General features: G+C 41.5%; 22 protein-coding genes, 1 pseudogene and 1 other annotated feature. Of the genes and pseudogenes, 9 read left to right on the top strand and 14 right to left on the bottom strand.

All coding sequences use genetic code 11. From position 1 onward, the window contains the following. Positions 1-9: 9 nt before the first annotated feature. The 5 genes and pseudogenes from MUO14_RS18870 to MUO14_RS18855 all read right to left on the bottom strand — a co-directional run bounded on the left by MUO14_RS18870 (position 10) and on the right by MUO14_RS18855 (position 3,792). A complete protein-coding gene (locus tag MUO14_RS18870) occupies positions 10-885 on the bottom strand; it encodes a 3-hydroxyacyl-CoA dehydrogenase family protein (protein ID WP_244752101.1) in 876 nt (291 codons plus the stop codon). Positions 886-918: 33 nt separating this feature from the next. Beyond that, positions 919-1,473, bottom strand: a pseudogene (locus MUO14_RS18865) (SDR family oxidoreductase); the annotation flags it as partial. A 439-nt stretch (positions 1,474-1,912) separates the two neighbouring features. Next, entirely contained in the window at positions 1,913-2,344 is a 432-nt protein-coding gene (locus tag MUO14_RS18860; RefSeq protein ID WP_255822211.1) for a DUF3231 family protein, read from the bottom strand. After that, on the bottom strand, positions 2,341-2,571 hold the full coding sequence (locus MUO14_RS24865; RefSeq protein ID WP_396265721.1) for a DUF3231 family protein: 231 nt from the start codon (positions 2,569-2,571) through the stop codon (positions 2,341-2,343). The genes MUO14_RS18860 and MUO14_RS24865 overlap by 4 nt, the downstream gene beginning before the upstream one ends. A 12-nt stretch (positions 2,572-2,583) precedes the next feature. Beyond that, a complete protein-coding gene (locus tag MUO14_RS18855; RefSeq protein WP_244752099.1) occupies positions 2,584-3,792 on the bottom strand; it encodes an MFS transporter in 1,209 nt (402 codons plus the stop codon). 260 nt (positions 3,793-4,052) lie between these two features. Here MUO14_RS18855 and MUO14_RS18850 point away from each other — a divergent pair, with 260 nt between their 5' ends. Then, positions 4,053-4,241, top strand: coding sequence for a hypothetical protein (locus MUO14_RS18850; protein WP_244752098.1), 189 nt, complete (start codon positions 4,053-4,055; stop codon positions 4,239-4,241). Positions 4,242-5,069: 828 nt separating this feature from the next. Here MUO14_RS18850 and thpD read toward each other — a convergent pair. The 7 genes from thpD to MUO14_RS18815 all read right to left on the bottom strand — a co-directional run bounded on the left by thpD (position 5,070) and on the right by MUO14_RS18815 (position 13,610). Beyond that, the gene (gene thpD / locus MUO14_RS18845; protein ID WP_244752097.1) at positions 5,070-5,972 is read right to left on the bottom strand and encodes an ectoine hydroxylase; all 903 of its coding nucleotides are present in this window, start codon (positions 5,970-5,972) and stop codon (positions 5,070-5,072) included. Between the two features lie 353 nt (positions 5,973-6,325). Next, a complete protein-coding gene (locus MUO14_RS18840) occupies positions 6,326-7,801 on the bottom strand; it encodes a catalase (RefSeq protein ID WP_244755675.1) in 1,476 nt (491 codons plus the stop codon). Positions 7,802-8,322: 521 nt separating this feature from the next. Then, positions 8,323-9,585 (bottom strand): glutamate-5-semialdehyde dehydrogenase, encoded by a 1,263-nt coding sequence (locus MUO14_RS18835; RefSeq protein WP_304654196.1) that lies wholly within the window; start codon positions 9,583-9,585, stop codon positions 8,323-8,325. Between the two features lie 62 nt (positions 9,586-9,647). After that, positions 9,648-10,781 carry a glutamate 5-kinase gene (gene proB / locus MUO14_RS18830; protein WP_244752096.1) on the bottom strand — a complete coding sequence of 378 codons (1,134 nt, stop codon included), beginning with the start codon at positions 10,779-10,781 and terminating at the stop codon, positions 9,648-9,650. Between the two features lie 57 nt (positions 10,782-10,838). After that, complete coding sequence (proC, locus tag MUO14_RS18825; protein WP_244752095.1) at positions 10,839-11,681, bottom strand: pyrroline-5-carboxylate reductase; 843 nt, start codon at positions 11,679-11,681, stop codon at positions 10,839-10,841. A 317-nt stretch (positions 11,682-11,998) separates the two neighbouring features. Beyond that, positions 11,999-12,319, bottom strand: coding sequence for a thioredoxin family protein (locus MUO14_RS18820; RefSeq protein WP_244752094.1), 321 nt, complete (start codon positions 12,317-12,319; stop codon positions 11,999-12,001). 673 nt (positions 12,320-12,992) lie between these two features. Further along, a complete protein-coding gene (locus MUO14_RS18815) occupies positions 12,993-13,610 on the bottom strand; it encodes a DUF421 domain-containing protein (RefSeq protein ID WP_244752093.1) in 618 nt (205 codons plus the stop codon). A gap of 98 nt (positions 13,611-13,708) precedes the next feature. Then, positions 13,709-13,922, top strand: a binding site (T-box leader). 41 nt (positions 13,923-13,963) lie between these two features. Here MUO14_RS18815 and argS point away from each other — a divergent pair. From argS to MUO14_RS18780, 7 genes are all read left to right on the top strand, one after another. Beyond that, complete coding sequence (gene argS / locus MUO14_RS18810; RefSeq protein ID WP_244752092.1) at positions 13,964-15,646, top strand: arginine--tRNA ligase; 1,683 nt, start codon at positions 13,964-13,966, stop codon at positions 15,644-15,646. A gap of 13 nt (positions 15,647-15,659) precedes the next feature. Continuing rightward, positions 15,660-15,875: a hypothetical protein gene (locus tag MUO14_RS18805; protein ID WP_244752091.1), complete on the top strand. Its 216-nt coding sequence runs from the start codon at positions 15,660-15,662 to the stop codon at positions 15,873-15,875. An 8-nt stretch (positions 15,876-15,883) separates the two neighbouring features. Then, a complete protein-coding gene (locus MUO14_RS18800) occupies positions 15,884-16,204 on the top strand; it encodes a uridine kinase family protein (protein WP_244752090.1) in 321 nt (106 codons plus the stop codon). A gap of 76 nt (positions 16,205-16,280) precedes the next feature. Next, complete coding sequence (locus MUO14_RS18795) at positions 16,281-17,759, top strand: DHA2 family efflux MFS transporter permease subunit (RefSeq protein WP_244752089.1); 1,479 nt, start codon at positions 16,281-16,283, stop codon at positions 17,757-17,759. A gap of 168 nt (positions 17,760-17,927) precedes the next feature. Beyond that, positions 17,928-18,212 carry a hypothetical protein gene (locus tag MUO14_RS18790; protein WP_244752088.1) on the top strand — a complete coding sequence of 95 codons (285 nt, stop codon included), beginning with the start codon at positions 17,928-17,930 and terminating at the stop codon, positions 18,210-18,212. Between the two features lie 274 nt (positions 18,213-18,486). Further along, positions 18,487-18,717: a hypothetical protein gene (locus MUO14_RS18785; RefSeq protein WP_244752087.1), complete on the top strand. Its 231-nt coding sequence runs from the start codon at positions 18,487-18,489 to the stop codon at positions 18,715-18,717. A gap of 176 nt (positions 18,718-18,893) precedes the next feature. Beyond that, on the top strand, positions 18,894-19,376 hold the full coding sequence (locus MUO14_RS18780) for a ribonuclease H-like YkuK family protein (RefSeq protein WP_244755672.1): 483 nt from the start codon (positions 18,894-18,896) through the stop codon (positions 19,374-19,376). Between the two features lie 26 nt (positions 19,377-19,402). Here the strand turns inward: MUO14_RS18780 and MUO14_RS18775 are convergent, their stop codons facing one another. Next, a complete protein-coding gene (locus MUO14_RS18775) occupies positions 19,403-20,320 on the bottom strand; it encodes a DMT family transporter (RefSeq protein ID WP_244752086.1) in 918 nt (305 codons plus the stop codon). A 230-nt stretch (positions 20,321-20,550) separates the two neighbouring features. Here MUO14_RS18775 and MUO14_RS18770 point away from each other — a divergent pair, with 230 nt between their 5' ends. Beyond that, a complete protein-coding gene (locus tag MUO14_RS18770; protein WP_244752085.1) occupies positions 20,551-20,793 on the top strand; it encodes a hypothetical protein in 243 nt (80 codons plus the stop codon). 189 nt (positions 20,794-20,982) lie between these two features. On the opposite strand, the gene eutH is transcribed toward MUO14_RS18770, so the two are convergent. Next, positions 20,983-22,080: an ethanolamine utilization protein EutH gene (gene eutH, locus MUO14_RS18765; protein WP_244752084.1), complete on the bottom strand. Its 1,098-nt coding sequence runs from the start codon at positions 22,078-22,080 to the stop codon at positions 20,983-20,985. Positions 22,081-22,205: the final 125 nt, after the last annotated feature.

Below are 22,205 nucleotides of genomic sequence, written 5' to 3'. Positions count from 1 at the left end.
CATCGCCCCTTATCTGCTCTTCACTTTGTTGTTGTACGTATAAAATCCTTTGCCGGTCTTCCTGCCAAACTCCCCGGCCTCCACTTTTTTCACAAGTGTCTCTGACGGTTTATCCTCTGGATCCCCTGTTTCTGCGTAGCGCTGTTGCATCACATAATAGCCGACATCAATGCCAGAGAGATCCATCAATTCAAATGGCCCAATTGGATGACTTAAGGCTTTACGGGTAATTCTGTCAATATCCTTGAAATCAGCATATCCTCCTTCGTATAAAGCCATCGCTTCCTTCTGGATCGCAAATAGTATTCGATTCGCAATAAAACCGGAAATTTCTTTTTGTAAAAGAACGGCCGTACGATTCATCTGTTCACACACATCCATAGCCAGCTGAGCTGATTCTTCAGAGGTATGGTCGCCTTTAACGACTTCCACACAATCCATTACGAGCGGTGGGAAGAAGAAGTGAATGTTGCAGACTTTCTCAGGACGGGATGTAGCATCCGCAATTAATGAGCTGACTATTGTCGATGAATTTGTGGCAAGCACAGCATTCTTTGGCGCAATTTCATCTACTCGCGCAAACACTTCACGCTTTACCTTTAACTTTTCAACAACTGCTTCAATAACAAGATCAGCTTCACTGGCGGCCTCTTTCAAATCCGTCGTAAACATGATGCGCTCAAAGGCTTCATCCCGATCCCGAGCGGTGATTTTCTTTTTTTGGATCCATCTTTGCATAATCTCAGTCAATTTTTTCTTCGCCTGATCAAGCGAATCTTGACTCATGTCCTGCACACTCGTTTGAAATCCAGCTAACGCACTAAGCATCGCAATTTGATGTCCCATTGAACCTGCGCCTATTACAGTTACATGTTTAACCACCATATTATTCCTCCTTATTTTTATAAAATTAGTACGCTAACAGGAAGCATGCATGCCACCGTCTACGACTAATACGTCGCCTGTAACATAATTTGAAGCTCTTGATGCCAGGAACAAAGCAGCTCCCTTCAAATCCTCCTCTGTTCCGAATCGACCCGATGGTGTCCGGTCGAGAATTAAATCCCCACCTTGTTCAAGTAATCCTTTGGACATTTTCGTTGGAAAGAACCCTGGAGCTAGCGCATTCACCTGAATATTTTTCGGACCCCATTTTACTGCTAAATCTTTGGTAAATGTAATGACGGCACCTTTGCTCGCATTGTACCCGACTGTATCCATAAACTCAGGATCAGTACCCCCAATCCCGGCCACAGAGGCTATGTTAATGATCTTTCCCGATTCTTGCTTCACCATTACCTGCCCAACCTTTTGTGACATCAGAAAGGTCCCTGTTACGTTGACATTCATAACCTTTTGAAAAGCCTCAAGAGGCATCTCAAGTGTTAGAGCTCCCCATGATGCTCCACTGTTATTGACAAGAATATCAATCGAACCAAACTTTTCAATCGTGCGTTCTACGACATTCTGTAGCTACCTTATGTATGCTGCCTTGAGGGTGAGCAGTCGAGCTGTTTAGTTCAATCGGGCGTCGGGAATCCATTTCTGACGGCTTGTGAGAAGCTGTCCTGCCTGCACGCGCTTACATAGATTCTCAGGTCCCCACTCTACTGTCCTTGAACAACGGGGGTTTCCCCCAAAAAGGCTATCTTTTACATACTCATCCCCATCACGCTCAATCCGTCTTGTACATTCAAACATACCAGTTAGTATGTATTTTCTATTTTATATCGACAATTCTGAAAATTCAAGCCAAAAAGTGAGGGTTCATTCATTTTCATATTGTGAACTTTAATCAGGATCACGATATATTCGTTGAATAACAAATAAACACCTCAGTTCAATGTAAGGAACTGAGGTGATCATAATGATTGGTGATTTATTTCGACTTTACCATATAAGCATGCTCGTATTAATCAATAACTTCCTTTTTAGCCAAGGCTGTACGATCAGGAGCCATAGGTGGTTGTTCCATCCAGCCGTACTTTATCAGGAGATTTGCGCCATCCTCGGCATACTTGCCAATATCAGTTATCAATCTTACATATTGGAGGGCTAAATCCTGTCTTTGGGCGACGGACAGACCTTTCCCATAAAAGCCCATTGCAGCAGATACTAATACAACAATGTGGTACAACATAAGTTTGTTTGAAAAAGGAGGAATGGTGGAACTAGAAATTTCAGATTCCCATCTCTTTGGTGAAGGTAGGTTCTCTTCAGATAGGATATTGTTTATTATATTAACCTGTCTTTTACAAAGGGACACTCCTCTTTGAAAATACTTACGAATATCTTTTGATTGAACCACCTGACTGAATCCAACTTCTAACACGATTTTGACTATCGTCTTTTGATTAGACCAGTTACTTCTGTGGCATTCAACGGTCTACGTTTTCCAAACCACCCTGTTAAGTAACTTTGACTTTTCACAAAATCAATCCCGCTTGGAGCAGGAAAATTTGGGGGCTTACTAAATATTCCTTTAGTTAACATCACTTCTAATATTCGATCATATAGGTCCATTGTTTCGGAATTACACTCGGCAAAGTAACTGGTGATGGCTGATAACATGTACGCCCACTACTAGTTTGTACTTAGATAAGTTCTTTTTCCCCACAACACACCCGGAATGACTAGAACAGCGAGCGAAATTACTCCTATCCAGCCCCACCGACTCCATAAGAGACCTGTAATGGTGCCGCCCCCTGAAACGCCGATGTAATAACTAACGAGATATAGGCTGGAAGCCCCTCCCTTGTGATGAGTTGCCTGCTGATTAACCAGCCATGCCATCATCGAATGAATCACAAAGAAGCCGAGACACATGAGAATAAGTCCAGTATATACTAACGGCACAGTCGGTAATATTGTTATGACTATACCTGTCAGCATCACTGCTGCACTAATCATGATAATCTTACTTAAATCAAAGGTAAGGGATAGTTTACTGGCAAGCGGCGAACCGACCAGTCCCATTCCATAAGCAAAATAAGCTACCGTAATGGTCCCAATGGACAAGTAATAAGGATCACCCATTAAATAAAACGGCAAATAAGTCCAAACTCCTGTAAATGCCAATTGAATAACAACTCCCATATAAAAGGCTGGAATGAGGTTTCTATTTTTCAAATGGATAAACATCATAGCCAAGTCTTCTTTAACAGGGAGTTTACTCGATTCAAAATTCTTAGATTTTGGTAACAGAAATAAAAAAGCTAGGAAAAAGACTGTTTCTATTGCAAATAAGAACCAGATGGCTGTTTGCCAGGAACTCTGCTCCGTCAGGTAACCTACAAATACCCTGCCAAACATGCCACCAACAGCATTACTGGCAATATAAAAGGAGATCCCTATCCGAATACTTCGCTGCTCAAATTCTTCTCCAATATAGGCAATTGCAGCTGCGGGAAGTCCAGCAGCAAAAAAACCTTGAATAAAACGTAAAATCAAAATCATTGTAAACGATTCTAAAAAAGGAATAATGAGTAACGGAATAATGGAAAGCAGGATCGTTCCTTTCATTAACGCTACTCTTCCCCATCTATCAGACATGAGTCCGAAAAATAACAATCCTAAAATTAAAGAAAAGATCGTTAATGAAAGCAGCAAACTTGATACAGTCGCGTTTACACCGAACTCGTCAACAAATTGAGGTAGAATCGGCTGTACCATATATATATTGGAGAACGTCATAAATGAGGCGACCGTCAATGCCACGATGGCCATCCAAAAAGGCCTATCCTTTGGCGTGTATCCTGTTTCACCTATCCTATCATCGTTTGCTTTTGCCACAAGAACCACTTCCTATATCAACAATTATGTAAGCATAAAAAATAACTCTCAGCCTTGCCAGCACATGAGAGAGACTGTTTTTTCTGTATGACGGACTGTTGAATGCTCTGTTTAGGGTAAAAATAAATTATTATAACTCTTCAAATATTATATCTTAATTTATATAAAACCAAAACAAAAAAACTTCGCTCGCCCTATGCATATCTATTCTTAATTGGGGCATAATACGGCAGGACTAAAGTTTAAGGAGCTGAATACCTATGGAGCATAACAAAGTTACTGATCTACAGGCGTTAGGACAGGAAGCCTATGCGGACCTAGAGGATATATCAAAAGCCATGAGTCAGCTACAGGCAGGATATAGTAAGGACATATTGGAGCAAAAGAAACAACTTAAACTGGATGTACTGAAAGCTGTAGGAACTGAGTTAGATAGGTATAAGACATAAGAGAAAGAGCTTGATCAGCTTCCATCCCTCTTTTCGACACATCCATATGCACCCCTAAGTCTTTAACCATCTGTACAGCCTAAACAAAATTACAACAGTGCGAAAGAAATTGATAACCACTATTATCCTGCTCCGTTACAGTATAGTCTCGATAATTAGGCCTCACAAAAAAAGACAGGTAACATCATCTCTAATATAAAATGGTTCTGTTCAGGATTAATCCTAAAAAGGGAATATAATGACCTTTTACTTATAACTGTAGCCATATTCCATTTAACAGCTTTTTTTGTACCTAAGAGAGTGACATAGTTAGATATATATGGCACAGTCCTATTTTACCGTCTCTCTCCAACTGATTGTCGATACTTATCTTGATCCTAGATATAACCTATATGGATACTTTGACAAGGGGGCAGACTTTGAAACGCTTCTATTCATTTTTGGTGTCTATCTAGCTGTAAACATATTGGTTATAAATTTTCCCTAACAGTAAAGGGCTAACCACAAAATCTTTTTACATATTGGCTTGGTCAATCTTCTCAGTGACTTATGAGCTTTTACTTTTGGAGGTAGGGATTTTTTATCATAGTGATCAATGGCACATCTAGTTCTCCGGGCTAATCTACCCTTTCCTCATAATTATTTTGTTACTCAATTTGAAACTGATTAATATTATCAAAAAATAGGTTACTGAAAACTCACTTCGCAACTGTCTCACTTTTCAGTAATCCACCTAATAAGGGCTGTTTCAAAAGGACTGCTTTACCCCGTTTTGAAACAGCCCATTTTATAGCCAGTAATACCTTTAGGAAAGTTCCCCATATCTCTTTACCTACTACTGCTTAATGTTGGGGCACCATCTCGTACAGCGATGAATTCAGGACGCTTCTCCCCTCCTGAATATGGCTTAACCAGTTGGTTTTCCACGCTATTATAAACCATGAATAAGTTGTTGCGGCTATATGGTGTAATATTGCCGTTTGAACCATGCATGGTATTGCTTTCAAATAAGGTGATAGAACCTGCTGCTCCCGTGGGCACGGAAATACCACCGCCTTGATCAGCGAGCCATCTTAAACTATCATGATCAGGAACTCCAAGCTTTTGTCTTTTCAATGATTCTTTGTAGTTGTTGTCTGGTGTTTCTCCTATGCAGCTAACATAGTAGTTATGGGACCCAGGTATCAGCATTAAAGGCCCGTTGAATGTATAGTTATCAGACAAGGCGATTGATAGACTGACACCCCTCATCCGCGGCATTCCATCCTCTACATGCCATGTTTCAAAATCAGAATGCCAATCAAATTCTTTCCCTGTAAACCCTGGCTTATAATTGATTCGAGATTGGTGGATGTACACATCGCTTCCGAGAAGATGGTTTACGATATCAAGCAAGCGTTGATCGTTTACTACTTTCTTGAAATAATCATCATCTTGATGTACGTGAAAAATCGATCTGATTTCATCACTTTCAGGTTCACGAATCACTTTTTCTGAACTCACATCACTACTTTCACCTTGAAGCTCAAAAATGCCTTTTTGCATTTCAGATACTTCCTGTTCAGAGAAGAAATTCTCAATCTGTAAAAAACCATTTTCCTCATAAAAGTCAAGCTGCCTCTTTGAGATAGGAGCTTGAGCATCTTTAGATCGATCTGTGTGAATCACAGGATCCTTTCGTTTCATAATTTCCGGCTTGGTATTTTTTCTGGAAGGATAAAGGTCTTTCATTTAAAAAAACACTCCTTGTCAAAAAATGATCTCTTCGAAGCCGATTTCATGGTTGCTGCTATTATTACTGGGTTTCTGAGGGGAACTTTCCTACGTACAGAACCCATACCCATCTTAAATAAGGTTAAACACTACCATATATAATTTTTTCAAAAAAGGAGTTAAGCAAGAAATAGAAGAAAATAAGTGATACTTTACATAGAAAGCTCTTGTGGAAACCTCATTAGTTCTCATGGTATTTAATGAGGTTTATTTTCTGTGTTAGTAGACAGCCAACTGAGTTAGAATGCCAAACAACATCCAAACAAAATAAAACCCTGCCTCCCATCTAAGGGAAGCAAGGTTAACCAGGGTTAGACTTTCCGTCCTACATATTCATCTAAATCGATCTTAGAATTTTCAGCAAGCAATTTACCTAGACTTTCATCAGCCTGATAGAAATTGGCGATCGCGCGACCTACGATGTTGCGGTCTTTAATCTGGTCAAAATCACCAAGAAGGTTCCGGACTAATGCATCCTTCTTCTCCTGATCGTAGCTTCTATAAATACGTCCAGCTTGACCGTAATAGTTGGGTTTATCAATGATGGAACGTTCGATTTCACCGCTTAGCGGCTGGGCGGGCTCTTCATACCCTTCAACAGGCGCTGGTTCACCCTCGGCACTGTTAGGTTCATAGTTTGTATGGCCGATCCCAGTATCCCGTGCCATGAAGCCTTCCTGCTGATTATTACTCACATCAACTTTAGGTCGATTAATAGGCAGCTGCTGATAGTTCGGCCCAACGCGGTGGCGTTGCGTATCAGAATACGAGAATAAACGACCTTGAAGCAGTTGGTCTTCAGAAGGCATCATTCCAGGCACGAGTACACCTGGGTTAAAGCCGACTTGCTCTGTTTCTTCAAAGAAGTTATCGACATTTTTATTTAATGTCATTGTACCAACAAGTTCCCAAGGTATATCCTCTTCCAACCAGTCCTTCGTCGCATCAAGAGGGTTAAAGTCAAAGTCATCCAATTCATCAGGGCGAAGAACTTGAACATAGAGATCCCACTCAGGATAATCTCCTGCTTCAATGGCATTATACAAATCAACCGTTGCATGGTTAAAGTCCTTGCCTTGCACTTCCTGAGCAGCATCAGGAGTTAAATTTTTCATCCCTTGCCTCGTTACCCAGCGAAGTTTAATATAGAATGTTTCACCTTGTTCATTGTACCACTTGAAGGAATGGACACTTGATCCTCGCATGTTACGGTACGTTGCCGGGATTCCTTCATCAGTAAATAAATGAAGCATCATGTTTGTTGTTTCTGGGGACAAGGACATGAAATCCCAGTAACGTGCAGGATCTTGAACGTTTGTCACAGGATTCGGTTTTAAGGAATGAATAACATCAGGGAATTTAATGGCATCACGAATAAAGAATATTGGAAGTGTGTTTCCAACGAAGTCATAGTTCCCTTCATCTGTGTAAAATTTAACAGAGAAACCACGAGGATCACGTGCTGTCTCAGGAGAGTGTTTTCCGTGAATTACAGTTGAAAAACGGGTGAAAACGGGTGTTTCCTTTCCCTCTTCCTGTAAGAAATCGGCCTTTGTATATTTTTTCATACTATTTTTCGTAACAAAGACACCGTGCGCCCCTGCACCTCTGGCGTGAACGACACGTTCAGGAATTCGCTCACGGTCAAAATGAGCAATCTTCTCTATCATTTGGTAGTCTTCCATTAGAATAGGACCATTTCTACCTGCTGTTTTGGAATTTTGGTTGTCAGAAATAGGTACACCTTGGTTGGTCGTCATCCGTTTACGATTGTTTTTATCAGACATAATACCCTCTCTTTCCAAATAAGTAATAGGTGTAAATTCACAGTAAGCAATGAAATCCATACTCACGTTTCCTTTACCTTAATTCTTTACCCCTAAAAATAATCCTCAAACTTGTTTTTAATTATTATTATCTAAAAATCTTTAAAAATATTTCATAAATTAAGAAGCTGAAATTTTTTCGAATAGCAATAGAAACCAATCACCATTATCTCAATCCTATTTCTATTATTATGAGTTTTCAACAAAATAAGTCTATATAACTATATATTCGTCATAAAACCGTAACAATCAACAGTTTTATAAATCTTTTGATGCATAATTTTGGAGAATAATTGTTTATAAAAAACGTAGGAGGGTATATCCAAAATGTAGGCGGATAGGATTTAAATTTACTTCGGGGAGGTGTATTTGAAAAATTAAGAACAAATCCCTTACCGTTAGAGTACAATCATCACCCAGCTCAAACAAAATACAAAAATGGAAGAGAAACCTATCGTTTCCCTTCCATTTAATCAAAACCTTTATCGAATTTGGCCGTCGCCCTTCATTAGGAATTTAATCGTCGTTAGTGCTGGCAATCCCATTGGGCCGCGGGCATGCAATTTCTGGGTAGAGATTCCAATTTCTGCGCCAAAGCCTAGGGCGCTGCCATCTGTGAAGCGTGTTGACGCATTGTGGTAAAGCGCTGCGGCATCAACGAGATTCAAGAAGGTTCGCGATGCTTTTTTATCTTCAGTTACGATCGCTTCCGAATGCTTCGTGCCATACGTTTCAATGTGTGCGATCGCTTCAGTAATGTCATCAACTGATTTTACAGCGATATCTGTGCTTAGATATTCATTAGCCCAGTCTTCTTCGCCTGCGAGGACAGCTCCTGGAATAACTGTCATGACGTGTTCATCGCCATGAACACTGATGTTATTTTTTTGCAGGGCATCGACTAAGGCCTCGCTGTTTCGCTCAAGCCAGTCTTTATGAACGACGAGCGTTTCGGCTGCATTACATACAGCAGGGCGGTCTGTCTTGGCATTAACTAAAATGTTGATCGCTTTTTCTACATTGGCGTCCTTATCCACGTAAATGTGGCAGTTACCAACGCCTGTTTCAAGTACAGGGACTGTTGCGTTTTCAACCACCGCCTGGATCAGCTTTCCGCCGCCACGCGGGATCAGGACATCCACATGTTCTTTCATTGTAAAAAGTTGATTTGTTGCCGCGCGGTCAGTACTTGCGATGAATTGAACAGCTTCACTCGGAATCTTCGTTTCAGCAAGCCCTTTGTGCATCACGTCAACGATCGCCTGGTTAGAGTTGATGGCGGAAGAACCACCTTTAAGAATAATGGCATTGCCAGACTTAAGGGCAAGCCCTGTCGCATCAACAGTTACGTTCGGGCGTGCTTCATAAATCATACCGATGACACCAAGGGGCACGGTTACTTTTTCAACTTGGAGACCATTCTCTAGTGTCCAATCAGAAAGAATGCTGCCCGTTGGATCATCAAGCTTAGCTACTTCACGCAAACCTTTAGCAAAATCCTCCACGCGTTCTTTTGATAAAGAAAGTCGATCCATAAACGCTTCAGAAAAACCTTTCTCGCGCCCGTTCTCAAGATCTTTTTCGTTAGCTGTTAAAATCGTTTCATATTCTTTTTCTAAAAAATCTGCTAAGTGGATAAGTGCTTCATTCTTTTCTTCGGTGGAAAGTACCATTAGTTTTTTTGATGCTTTTTTCGCTTCAATCGCTTGTGCCTCAACGTTCACATTGCTTTTTGTTAGTGTCATCCAAGACCTCCTTGATATTTTTGAAACCGTTAAAACTTCCTGCGAGAAAAAGGTTAATTTTCCTAAACACCTACCGGCAATGAAACTTCTAAGTGACAGACTAGATCTTTACTTTCAATGGCTGCAAGTTCATAGGATTCAAGTTCTGGTTCAGTTAAGCCGATCATTTCTTTCATTTGTTCTGAAGAATAATTGACGACACCGAGTCCCACTTCTTCCCCATCCAAGTCATGAATACGCACGACGGCTCCTTTTTTGAAACGGCCGGTTACATGATGAACGTTCATTGGCAAAAGACTTTCCTTCATACCTACGATGGTTTCACGGGCGGTGTGATCAATCGTAACATCGCCTTCAGGTCCAGAGTTAAACGCAATCCATTGCTTTTTCTGGTTTAAGTTCTCTTGTTCTGAAGTTGGTTCAAAGTAAGTTCCAATTGCTTTGCCATAAACGGCATTATAAACAATCCCGTCTGTGCTGGCTTTTCCTAGGAAAGAGGAAATCCCTGAGGCCATTGCAATCTTGAAGGCATCAATTTTAGATTTCATGCCCCCTGTTCCTACTTCACTTCCCGGATCGCCAGCTGCAGCCTCGATCTCTGGTGTGATTTCGTGAACCCGATCAAGTAATTGAGCATTTTCATCTTTTCGAGGATCTGCATCATAAAGACCATCTATATCAGATAGGATGACCAGATCATCCGCATCAACAAGACCTGCTACTTTCGCGGATAACGTGTCATTATCTCCAAATTTCAATCGGTCGATCGTGATCGTATCATTTTCGTTAACAATTGGGATAATCCCGCGTTCGAGGAGTACATTAATCGTGTTACGTGCGTTATTATATCTGCTTTCATCAGAGAAGTCGCTGCGTGTAATTAGGATTTGCGAACCCATATACCCATGGGACAAAAAGAGATCGGAGTATGATTCCATTAACAATCCTTGACCTATCGAAGCAGCGGCTTGCTTTTCTGGTAATGACTCTGGGCGTGATAAGCATCCAAGTTTACGATACCCTGCTGCAACGGCTCCTGAAGATACCAGAAGCACCTCATGACCATCATCTTTAAGGCGGACAACTTCATCGACAAGCTTCTCTAGCTTACGTCGACTGATCTCACCATGAAGACTTGTTAATGAACTACTTCCAATTTTTATGACTACGCGTTTCTTATTTGTATCGTTAACCAACTTATCACTCCTATTACTACGTGTTGTTCTACCTGTATGGGTCGACGACTGATTTATTTATTTTTGTCCTACTAACATTCCTTCTAATTCTTTACTCATTTCCTTTGAACGGCCGGCAGCGCCTTTAATTGCTTCCGAGATGGCTGTTCCTCCACCGGCACGATTTAGGGCATCAAGCCCCGCTGCTGTTGTTCCGTTAGGTGAAGTGACATTCTCACGAAGCTCAGATGGAGTAATATCTTGTTCTAACATCATTTTCGCCGCTCCAAGCAGTGTTTGCGCACCAATTTCTCGTAATGTTTCACGATCTAAGCCCTCAGCACTTCCTGTTTCCTCAATGTGTTCCATTAAATAATAGAAGTAAGCTGGTCCGCTCCCTGCAATCCCTGTGAAAACGTCCATTTTATCTTCTTCAATCACAAACACTTCTCCAATTGATTTCAATAATTCTTTAGCCACGAGCACGTTATCCATCGCAGCAAAATGTCCTGGGCAAACAGCTGTTGCTGATTCCCTAAGCATGCTTGACGTATTCGGCATCACACGAATCACTTGCTGTTCTTCATTCAGACGCTCTTCCATATAAGAAGTGGAAATACCTGCAAGTACAGATACAAGCACTTGATTGGGTGTGATTTTATGTCTTAAATCTTCAAGAACCGCATCAATGTCTTTTGGCTTCATTGCTAAAATAAATTGATCTACTTCTGAAAAATTTAAGTCATCTTTTAAAACTGTCCGTACACCGTATTTATCTTGAATCTCATTTAGACGATCTTGATTACTTCTATTCGTAACAATAATTTGTTCTGCAGGAATGTTCCCGGAATCAACCATTCCAGAAATCATCGCTTCCGCCATAGATCCTGCACCTAGAAAAGCAATCGTTTGTTTGATCATATGAGTTAATCTCTCCCGTTCGCGTTTTTTGTTCGCTCTTTAATATGACGTTTTTCATAATAACACTTGCGAAATGTATATCAAGGGTTTAAAGGCAAGTCATGCTTATAAACTCCAATTAGTGAGCGTAAGCGGTTTCATGGAGAGATATTTGCGATTCATCCTCTCTCACCGCAAATAATTACGTCTCACGCGAATATATGGAGATTATTTTTTCTAATAACCATACAGTTATGTGAGTTATCCTAATATTACAAAAATTAAACAAGACCACAAAAAAACCGATGCTATTAGCATTCGGGTAATTGTTCTTACTCCTATATAAATTGACTGTATTTGGCTAATTGCTGGTTTAATTTTTCCATTGGCACAAAACGCGCTTTACGAAACAGTTCCTTTCCTTTTGAAAAGACGATCACGGCAGGAACTGTAAATACAATGTATGTTCCTGCAATAGCTTTAACCTCATTAGCATCCACATGGATCGATGCGAAACGAGGATACTCTTCAAGAAGTTTCTCAATTTGGGGGAGCAGGCTGTGGCAAACTGAGCAGCCTTGGCTGGAGATGTAAACGAATGAAAGCAGTTCATCATTAATGACAGCCTGAACCTCCTCGATCGTTTGGACTTTTCTCATACTCGTCACCTCATTCATTAACTCCCATTGTAGCAAGTCCTAATCGAGATTTCACCCTAAATAATGGCTAAAACCGTTACAATGTGCCTATAGGTGTACATATGAGGAATCTCGTTCAACCAAGGAACAATCTTATATTATAAGTGAGAGTTCAAAAAGTTGCCAAATTAGAAGATAGACAAAATCGCCACGACATGCGAGCAATGTCGACACTAACACGTCCTTGTGCGTCGCAAGAAGATCGAGGCGGCGTCGTTCCAGAGCACCAAGTAAAACCTTTACCGAATTGGCCTCGCACGCAGGAAACGTGTCCTTCTTTTCCAAGGAACGGACTTGCACAGGACCGGTTTTAGTAGAAGTTCCACTCCTGCTTAAGGATACGTGAGTATCGAGGCAACTTCAGAGAACATCCTTCTTCGCTGCCTTGCACCGAATTAAATAGGCTCGCAGACGCAGGTGCACTCGCTCCTCAAAAGCGAGCCAACGGAGAGATTCGTCTCTTATCATTTGGTGATTTTTTGTACAAACTCTATTAAGAAAAAACTTACGGCCATCACTCTGTTACTCTTATTTCTAATACATGCTCTGCCAAAATCGGTGCCGATGACCTGTTTATCTATCGTCTCTTCCATGACTATATATTTATATAGTAGAAAATAATCTGCACAATTGTTTACTGAAGCTGTTGTGGTGGATTTTGATTACGTCCTTTATCTTCTACTTCTTTAAAAATATCATTACCAGTTGATTTAGGGGACTCCTGCATACCAACATTTGATCCTAAAGCATTCTTGAGACTTAAAATTTCTTTCTTCATATCTTCTATGTCCTGTTTGGTGGCAGGTTTTTTGTTCTCCATCAGTTCATAACCGACTTGGCCATTCGGCTCAAGTGTCGCTGATTTCAAATCACTAATAGTCGAAACATTCTGCTGTCTTAGCTTCATTTCAAGCTGATCCACAGTAAACCGGAGCTTTTTTAAGTTTTTTTCGTCGAGCTGTCCATTCTTAATAATCGACACAGACTGTCCAGTAATAAACTTCTCAAACCAATTCATTTTCACTTGTCCATACTCAATAACGACTAATGTAAGCACAAGTACTGCACCAACGCCAAACGTTGTCCAAACATTTTTTCCTGCTACAGGCTGAATCAATAATGAACCAATCCCAATCATAATCACCGTTTGTGCTAACGTCATCTGAGATATCGACTTTCTCCCTGCGATTCTTAAAATTAAGGTACCTACAACAATAATTAAAACGGCTTTCCATATCCAATCCCAATCCATAAACATCCTCCTCGCTTTCTTAGTGTGCCAAAAGGTAAAACAACTATTCGAAAAAACATTGCATTCCACACAACACTCCGCTATAATCTGAACAATACCTAAATTCAGCGATAAAGAGAGTAACTTTTGGGAAGTCGCTTAGCGAGTCAGGAATGGTGCAAGCCTGGCCGACTATCCATCAGTGAACCGGACTTTTGAGAAGCCGCTCCGAAACATAGTAGGAGCACGCCGGGGATGATCCCCGTTACCAACTTCAAGTGGTTGTTTTGCAGCTATAAGAGTGGTACCGCGAGCCCAAACCTCGTCTCTTCAATGAGACGAGGTTTTTTTATATTTAAGAGGAGGAATTAACCATGGAAAAACACGTCCTTGCCTTACAGCTATCCCACCTACTAGGAGAAGAGTACAGCCGCGACTGGGTGCACTCGCTCATTGAAATTCCGAAGCAGGAAGAACTCGGCGATTTGGCGTTCCCATGTTTTCAACTAGCCAAATCGTTTCGTCAGCCCCCCGCCAAAATTGCTGGTCAACTTGCACCACGATTGAAACATGATTTATTTGCGAGCGTTCAACCAACCGGAGGGTATATCAACATCTTCCTCAATCAGCGCTTCGTTACTGAACATACGCTTAAACAACTATTAACATCAGGCACAGATTATGGCTCTCATGAGTTTGGGGCAAACAAAAACGTTGTGCTCGATATGTCTGCACCTAATATTGCTAAACCCTTTTCTATGGGACACTTGCGCTCGACCGTCATCGGTAATGCGCTTGCCAATTTAGCGGATAAATGTGGCTATGAAACGGTGAAAATCAACTATATCGGTGACTATGGTACGCAATTTGGCAAGCTGCTCGCTGCTTATAAAAAGTGGGGGAATGAGGAACTAGTACGTGCAACCCCACTCCCTGAGCTAACAAAGATTTATGTCAAATTTCATGAAGAATCAAAGCAAAACCCTTCGCTTATTGAGGAAGGCCGCGATTGGTTTAAGAAACTTGAACAGAATGACCCTGAAGCCATTGAGCTTTGGAAGTGGTTCAAAGATGCCTCATTAACAGAGTTCAACAAGATCTATAACCTGCTCGGTGTATCGTTCGATCTCACACGCGGAGAAGCCTATTACAATGACAAAATGGATACAACCGTTGATTTATTAAAGGATAAGGGATTATTAGCGGAATCAGACGGTGCTAAGGTGGTACCTTTAGATAAGGAAAGCCTTCCTCCTTGTTTAATTATGAAAAGCGATGGAACAACGATTTATGCTACCCGTGATTTAACAGCTGCCATCGATCGCTATCACAGCTATAAATTTGACGAAGCACTCTATGTGGTCGGCCATGAGCAGACGCTCCACTTCCAGCAGATCAAGCATGTATTAAAGAAATTGAACCTCCCTTGGGCCCAAGATATTAAACACATTTCGTTTGGGATGATGCTTCAGAACGGAACAAAAATGTCGACCAGGAGAGGTAAAACGATTTTATTAGAGGAGGTTCTAAAGGAGGCTATTGAACGAGCAAAAGCGAATATTGAGGAGAAGAATCCTGGTTTAGCTGATAAGGATCTAGTGGCAAAGCAGGTCGGGGCTGGGGCGGTCATCTTTCATGATTTAAAGCATGATCGTCGTAATGATGTGGAGTTTTCGCTTGAGGATATGTTGACGTTTGAAGGTGATACGGCACCATATTTGCAGTATGCGTATGTGCGAGCTCAGTCGATACTTGATAAGGGTGAGTTTAAGCTTGATAAAGCAGATGTTTCTCTTGATGATTCCGAGGCATGGCCTTTAGTAAAACAGTTGCGTCATTTTCCTGATATTGTTGAAAAGGCTTATACGGAATACGATCCATCGAAAGTCGCGAGATATTTGCTTGATGCAGCCAAAACGTTCAATAAGTATTATGCGGGGACACGAATATTGCAGGAGGATCAGCTGGATGCGCGTTTAACGTTGGTTCACGGCTTTTCACTCGTGATCAAAGAAGGGCTGCGTTTACTCGGGATTCAAACACCAAATAAAATGTAGAGGGGATCGTCTAATGGAGTGGTTGAAAAATAATAAGAAAGACCTCTTACTCGTTGGGATTGATGGCTGTGGCGGTGCGGGCAAAAGCACTATGGCTGCGCATTTTTTATCGATGGTACCAGAGGGGGTTGTCGTTCATATGGATGACTTCTACCTCCCTTCCCACGAACGCAAGGAGATACAGACATTGGCGGGCATTTTGATTGGAAACGTGTGCTCAACCAAGTGATCAAACCTTTGTCGGAAAAGTCCCCCACTGACTATCAGCGCTATGACTGGGATCATGACGAGCTTGCAGAATGGCATCATATTTCTCCTTCGGGCGTTATTGTTGTTGAAGGCTGCTATGCTGCACGTGATCAGCTTAGGTCTTACTATGATTATACGGTCTGGGTCGAGTGCCCTCGAGAAGTCCGGCTTAAGCGGGGACTTGAACGGGATGGACAAGAGGCATTATCTTTCTGGCAGGATTGGATGGAACAGGAAGATCGTTATATCGAAATCCAGCAACCGCGGGATCAGGTCGACTTTATTATAAAGGGGATCGAAAATAATTAAGCAAAAATGTATATTTTGGTCGTTGCTTTCCGTTATAATGGTATTTTGTTAGGAACCTAAATAAAGGAGCATATCTATGGAAGGAACAACGACTACAAAATATGAATTTCTTGCTGATGATCCAAACTTCAGCGTTAAACCTGTAATGATCTCACTAATTGTAGGTGCTTTTTTTGCCATTTTAAACGAGACATTACTTAACATTGCATTAACAACCTTAATGGCAGAGTTCAGCCTATCTGCAACAACCGTACAGTGGATGGTGACTGGATTCATGCTTGTGATGGGTATTCTCATTCCGATTTCAGCACTACTGCTGCAAACCTTTACTACGAGGCAAATGTTTATGGGGACGATGACAGTATTTACAATTGGAACAGTCATTTGTGCGATGGCACCTACCTTTTCTATCTTACTAACAGGTCGCCTTGTTCAAGCTGTTGGAACAGGGCTGCTCATACCGATTATCTTTAACACCTTCTTACTTATCTTCCCGCCTGAACGCCGTGGAACGGTTATGGGAATGATCGGTCTTGTGATCATGTTCGCCCCTGCGATTGGACCGACATTGTCAGGGATTATTGTGGAACATTTGGGCTGGAGATTTCTATTTATTACGGTCATTCCATTTGCACTGTTTTCCATGGTCTTTGCCTACAAATTTTTGAAAAATGTCGGTGAAGTCACAAAGCCTAAGGTTGATATTCTATCGATCTTGCTTTCAACGGTTGGATTCGGTGGAGTGGTCCTTGGATTCAGCTTTGCCGGTGAAGGGGATTCAGGATTTCTTGATCCGCAAGTATTGACCTTCATTGTTGTTGGTTTTATCTCCCTGGCCTTTTTTACAATCAGGCAGTTGAAATTAGAAGAGCCACTTCTCGATGTCCGTGTCTTTAAATACCCCATGTTCACGTTGGCCCTTCTGTTGTTTATTATTGTTATCATGGCAATGTTCTCATCCGAAATTATTTTACCGATGTTTATGCAAGGACCTCTCGCGTTAACTGCTGCCACGGCAGGACTTGTCCTATTGCCAGGCAGCTTATTAAACGGACTGATGTCCCCCGTGATGGGAAAACTTTTTGACAAATTTGGTCCTAGAAAATTAATGATTCCGGCCGCCGCTGTCTTAACAGCCACGATGTTTTCACTCAGTCGTGTCGAGGCAACGACACCGATTTACGTCATTGTTATTAGCTACATGCTGTTAATGCTATCCGTATCAGCGATTATGATGCCGGCTCAGACGAATGGGTTGAATCAGCTTCCAAAACAGCTCTATCCGCATGGAACCGCAATTATGAATACATTGCAGCCTGTATCTGGTGCGATCGGGGTATCCGTGTTTATCAGTATTATGACAACTAGAAAAGAAAGTTTTTTGGCCAACGCCACAAATCCCACTTCGGAGAACGCGATCATGCAATCTACCGTCGCCGGAGTTGAACTAGTTTATTTCATAGCTTTCGCTGTTGCTTTAATCGGCTTTATCATTACTCTTTTTGTAAAAAGAGCAAAACCGAGTGATGTTTCAAGTGAATCCTCTCCGTCATAAAAGAAAACCATACCTTGGGGAAAAGCATGATCAGGCTGTCGTGAAAGTCTCGACAGCCTGATTTTTTCCTCTCTATTTTTATTTTTTCACTGATCTAGAAGCCGTTGATTTAGATGCCGGATACTTGACCACTCCTACCTGTCATGGCCTCGCCCCAAAGAGATGTATTTGGGGTTATTGCCTATCCTCGCTTATCAAATGCAAAAAGGATTTCTATATGATGCGGACCGCGATGTGTATGTGTGTCCCCGGGGAGAAGAACTAACTTATGCCACTACAGATCGTGATGGATATCGCCATTACACACCAAATCCCGTCGATGTAAGGAATGCCTCTCTTCCCGTAGAGTGCACTCAAAATCAAAAGCATCAGAAAAACATCACACGCCATGTCTGGGAGGATAATAAACGTCAGTTAGGTGAAGGGGAGTCTTTTTCGATTACGGGAGGGTGAATACTGCGAGACTCCTACGGAAAAACGGGCGATCCGAGACCCCACAGTGTGGGTTTCACGAGGAGACTCGGGTGTTCGTCCGCAGAAAGCGAGCGGTATTCGCCCGTACGTATGTACAAAAAAGCTTGTAGAGAAGTTTCTCTACAAGATCTGACCATGCTTTGGTGAAAAGCATGGTTTTCCTGTTTACAAATGGGTATAAACGGTTTCATTTAAGTGATAAAATCTTAGTAGACCGACCTTATTTTAAGAGTCAAAAAGGAGTGGGGCAACTATGTATTCGATCTACTATATCATCGTGATTGTCGTTTGCCTGGCTGCTTTAATTGGAACCATCTTAGTGGCAAGAAATATGATAAAGGAAGAATCTGAAGAGACTTCAGTGGAAGAAGAGCTTTCAAGTTTAAAAAGCGAGGGCAAGAGCTCAAGCATCCGATTGTTGACAATCATTTATTCAATCACGTTCATTATTACCATTATCCTCATTTGGATATTTATTTTTTAATTGAAATGACGAACTCCCCTCTTTGGAGCTCGTCATTTTTAGTTTTTTCACATGTAGAAAAGGGAAATGAATATAGTATAGAAATGGATTCCCTCAAAACCCTGTTTTTCTACTCCACTTGAAAAGAGCTGGTTCTATTGAAACCCATCCTGTTTCAGAATTCAATCAAAAATCAGATGACCTACAGTGAAGTATTTTCCCATATCTATTCGTTCATGCAGAGTGATCCAAGAGGTAACTATAAGCTTATGCTAGGTACAGATTCTCAAATACATGAAACTAGCACGTTATTTATAACCGGAATTGTCATTCAAAGAATAGGCAAAGGAGCCTGGGCGTGTTTTCGAAAAGAGACAGAACCAAGGTGTATGACGGTCCTCCACGAACGAATATCCTATGAAACGACATTAACGGAAGAAGTGGCCTCGCTTTTCACAAATGAGCATCTCGACAAACTGATCAATGTCGTCCTCCCCCACATTTATAAAGGGGCAAGCTTTATGGTTGAGGGACACATCGATATCGGTGCCGGCGAGCGAAATAAGACACGAACGTATGTCAATGAAATGATGGCACGGATCGAATCATTAGGGTTTGATCCAAAAATAAAACCTGATTCTATTGCAGCTAGCAGTTATGCCAACAAATATACGAAATAGAAGAGTGCAGACTTTTCTACAGAAAATTATCCTTCTCCTGCAACGCGTTGCTTGTTCGTTTGTGACGTATTCCTTTTAGGCTTTCTTGTGGCTAAATAAACCCCTATAAAAATAATCACGAGCCCGAAAGCTAAATTTTTAGTAATCGGTTCATTTAGCAGTACATATCCCCACACCATTGCCGTAACCGGAACTAAATAAGTGACAGATGTCGCGAACTCGGCACTGCTATTCTTCACAATATAATAAAAAAGCAAATGGGCGATTCCTGAACCAAAACATCCAAGGCCGATAATGGACCATAGAACGAGTGGATCCGCAACTAAGTCAGCATTTATACGGGAAGTGGTTCCTGTTACAAGTGTGCCAATGAATCCGACCACTGATGCAATCGCAAGTGAACAGGTAGTAATCAGCAGGACACCCGTTGATTGTAGATGTTTTTTCGTATATTGGGAGGCAAATCCATAAGAGATGGTGGCGCATACCATTGTGCCGATTCCGACGAAACTTTCTTTAAATAGTTGCCCCACATTAAACTCTATAAGGACAAGAATACCTGCGAATCCTAAACCTATTCCGAGCCATTGCCGCTTTTTCAACACAATTGCGAAGAAAAGGAAACCTACAAGGCCAGTACAAATCGGGGTTAATGCATTTAGAACTGCAGCTGTACTGCTATTAATCTCGGTTTCACTTAAAGCAATCAGCCCCCACGGGATGCCGGCATTAAAAACCCCTACGAAAACAAGTGATCTCCAGGGAATCGGTCTTACGATGTTCCCTCTCCTCATCCAAAGGAACGGGAACAAAATCAGGACGGCTGCTGAACACCTTAGAAACACCGACCCCCACGCACCAACAGGATCGAGCAGCCATTTTATAAAAACAAACGACATCCCCCAAATTAAACTTAAGCTGATTAAAGCACCATATACTCTCATTCCAACTCCGCCTTTCTTTAACAAAAAAGCACACAGGGTATATATTTAAAGTGCGTGCTCACAATTCTATTAACTGCACATGATTACAGCTTTTCATAAAAATTCCTCAATGCTTTACATCGAATGGAGCAAATGTTCACCAAAAAGTACAATTTATTTCACCTATAGCATCGTTTTTACAACCACAAATAAGGTAAAATGAAGGTAATCTAGTAGAGGGAGTGGTGAGCATGTACCCTTTTTTAATGGCCGTCATTATTCTCGTTAGTATCATAGCATTAGTTGGGACACTCTATGTTGGAAAGAACGTAAACCAAACCATTGCAAAATATGAAGCAGAAGGATACTCTGCCGAGGATGAAGTGGCAAGCTTGCAAAATCATGGAAAAAAAACAAGCTTTCGCCTACTAACTACCATCTACAGCATTACCTTTGTTATTGCAGCCATTCTATGTGCCATTTTCATCTTTTAGTTTGTGTTCAAAAAGTTGACGACTGAGAAACAAGAAGTTCGAGGTGCGAACGTTTTGAGGACCACAGCGTATGCCTTTCCTACGTGAGGACCGGAAAAACCGAGCAACGAAGAAATGTGCCGTTTATCATTTGGTGACTTTTTGAACATCATCTTTTAGAAAATTATCATTTGGGAAACACCTAAAACCTTAACTTGACTGCTCCTTTAACCCATCAGGGCTGGTTGTTAGCCACGCGATCCAAGCAGCCAGTCCGCCTGCAACTAGCTTACCGATGACCACAGCCACAATCATCTCCTTATTTACACTAGCTACAAATCCTAAATGGCCTCCAAGCACAAATGCCCCGCTAACCGCAAACGCAGCATTCATCACTTTTCCCCTTGTATCCATATCCTTCATGGTCGCCAGCATAGGAATATGGTGAGCAAGCGATGCGATGAACCCCGTCATCGCTACCGAGTTAACCCCAAGTTTACCGCTCCATTTGTTCCATAGTCGCTGGCCCGATTGATTAATAAAGCTGACCATTGGATAGGCACCCGCAAGCATGATCGTGATATTTCCCACGATGCCTAGCCCCTCCTCTAAAGGAGCCATACCTTGAACTAAGGTAAAACCTGTTAATGTTTTGATAATAATTAAGACTAACCCACTAATGATTAGTAACTCGACTGATCTGCCAAACTTTGCAAACAAGTGAATGGTTAGATTAGTAAACTTCCATAACCCTAATCCTATTATGACTGCTACAACCACTGTAGGTATAAGGTTGCGGATCATCCACCACAGTTCATAGCCGGCTACAAACCCTCCGGAGAGGCAACCAATGGGAATCGTAATTAACCCGATTAATATCCCCTTTGCAAAATAAGGATAGTCTTCTTTTGCAATCATCGTTAAGGCAATTGGAATGGTAAAAACCAGTGTAGGTCCCATCATCGTCCCGAGAAACGCCCAAGAGAAAACCGCTGCATCGTCACTCTCAGCGAGGGCTTCTGCTAATTGATAGGCCCCCATATCAATCGCTAATATCGTTGATGCAAACATCGATGGATCAACCCCAAGCCACTGGTATAGTGGCGTAATAATAGGAGCTAACCATGCGGATAGAACAGGGGCCAACGAAATAATTCCAACCATTGCAAGCGCAAGCGGCCCCATCATCATAAAAGCATCGTAAAATCGCTCCCCTAAGCCCCATCGATTATGTAAAAGATAGTAATCTACTGCTCCAATGACCATAAAAAGTGTCATGATGATAAGTAATCCCTCATTAAACCACATGGTATCCTGTATCCTCCTAACCGCCTATAATTATACGTAACTATTAAAGATTGTGCTGTTTATAATCAAGTCTTCAAGCTTTTTTCGTTAATCATTGGCTTTAATTGAAAAAAGAGTGACCACCA

It is taken from the genome of Halobacillus shinanisalinarum (genome assembly GCF_022919835.1).
Lineage (GTDB): Bacteria > Bacillota > Bacilli > Bacillales > Halobacillaceae > Halobacillus_A > Halobacillus_A shinanisalinarum.
This window is presented reverse-complemented; position numbering and strand designations above follow the sequence as displayed.

Excerpts from the sequence above, each read along its gene's own strand:
- MUO14_RS18785 (WP_244752087.1), top strand. The coding sequence starts at position 18,487 with ATGTATTCGATCTACTATATCATCGTGATTGTCGTTTGCCTGGCTGCT.
- MUO14_RS18870 (WP_244752101.1), bottom strand. The coding sequence starts at position 885 with ATGGTGGTTAAACATGTAACTGTAATAGGCGCAGGTTCAATGGGACAT.
- MUO14_RS18770 (WP_244752085.1), top strand. The coding sequence starts at position 20,551 with ATGTACCCTTTTTTAATGGCCGTCATTATTCTCGTTAGTATCATAGCA.
- MUO14_RS18840 (WP_244755675.1), bottom strand. The coding sequence starts at position 7,801 with ATGTCTGATAAAAACAATCGTAAACGGATGACGACCAACCAAGGTGTA.
- MUO14_RS18815 (WP_244752093.1), bottom strand. The coding sequence starts at position 13,610 with ATGGATTGGGATTGGATATGGAAAGCCGTTTTAATTATTGTTGTAGGT.
- MUO14_RS18820 (WP_244752094.1), bottom strand. The coding sequence starts at position 12,319 with ATGAGAAAAGTCCAAACGATCGAGGAGGTTCAGGCTGTCATTAATGAT.
- MUO14_RS18850 (WP_244752098.1), top strand. The coding sequence starts at position 4,053 with ATGGAGCATAACAAAGTTACTGATCTACAGGCGTTAGGACAGGAAGCC.
- MUO14_RS18795 (WP_244752089.1), top strand. The coding sequence starts at position 16,281 with ATGGAAGGAACAACGACTACAAAATATGAATTTCTTGCTGATGATCCA.
- argS (WP_244752092.1), top strand. The coding sequence starts at position 13,964 with ATGGAAAAACACGTCCTTGCCTTACAGCTATCCCACCTACTAGGAGAA.
- MUO14_RS18780 (WP_244755672.1), top strand. The coding sequence starts at position 18,894 with ATGACCTACAGTGAAGTATTTTCCCATATCTATTCGTTCATGCAGAGT.
- MUO14_RS18835 (WP_304654196.1), bottom strand. The coding sequence starts at position 9,585 with ATGACACTAACAAAAAGCAATGTGAACGTTGAGGCACAAGCGATTGAA.
- eutH (WP_244752084.1), bottom strand. The coding sequence starts at position 22,080 with ATGTGGTTTAATGAGGGATTACTTATCATCATGACACTTTTTATGGTC.
- MUO14_RS24865 (WP_396265721.1), bottom strand. The coding sequence starts at position 2,571 with ATGTTATCAGCCATCACCAGTTACTTTGCCGAGTGTAATTCCGAAACA.
- MUO14_RS18805 (WP_244752091.1), top strand. The coding sequence starts at position 15,660 with ATGGAGTGGTTGAAAAATAATAAGAAAGACCTCTTACTCGTTGGGATT.
- MUO14_RS18775 (WP_244752086.1), bottom strand. The coding sequence starts at position 20,320 with ATGAGAGTATATGGTGCTTTAATCAGCTTAAGTTTAATTTGGGGGATG.
- thpD (WP_244752097.1), bottom strand. The coding sequence starts at position 5,972 with ATGAAAGACCTTTATCCTTCCAGAAAAAATACCAAGCCGGAAATTATG.
- proC (WP_244752095.1), bottom strand. The coding sequence starts at position 11,681 with ATGATCAAACAAACGATTGCTTTTCTAGGTGCAGGATCTATGGCGGAA.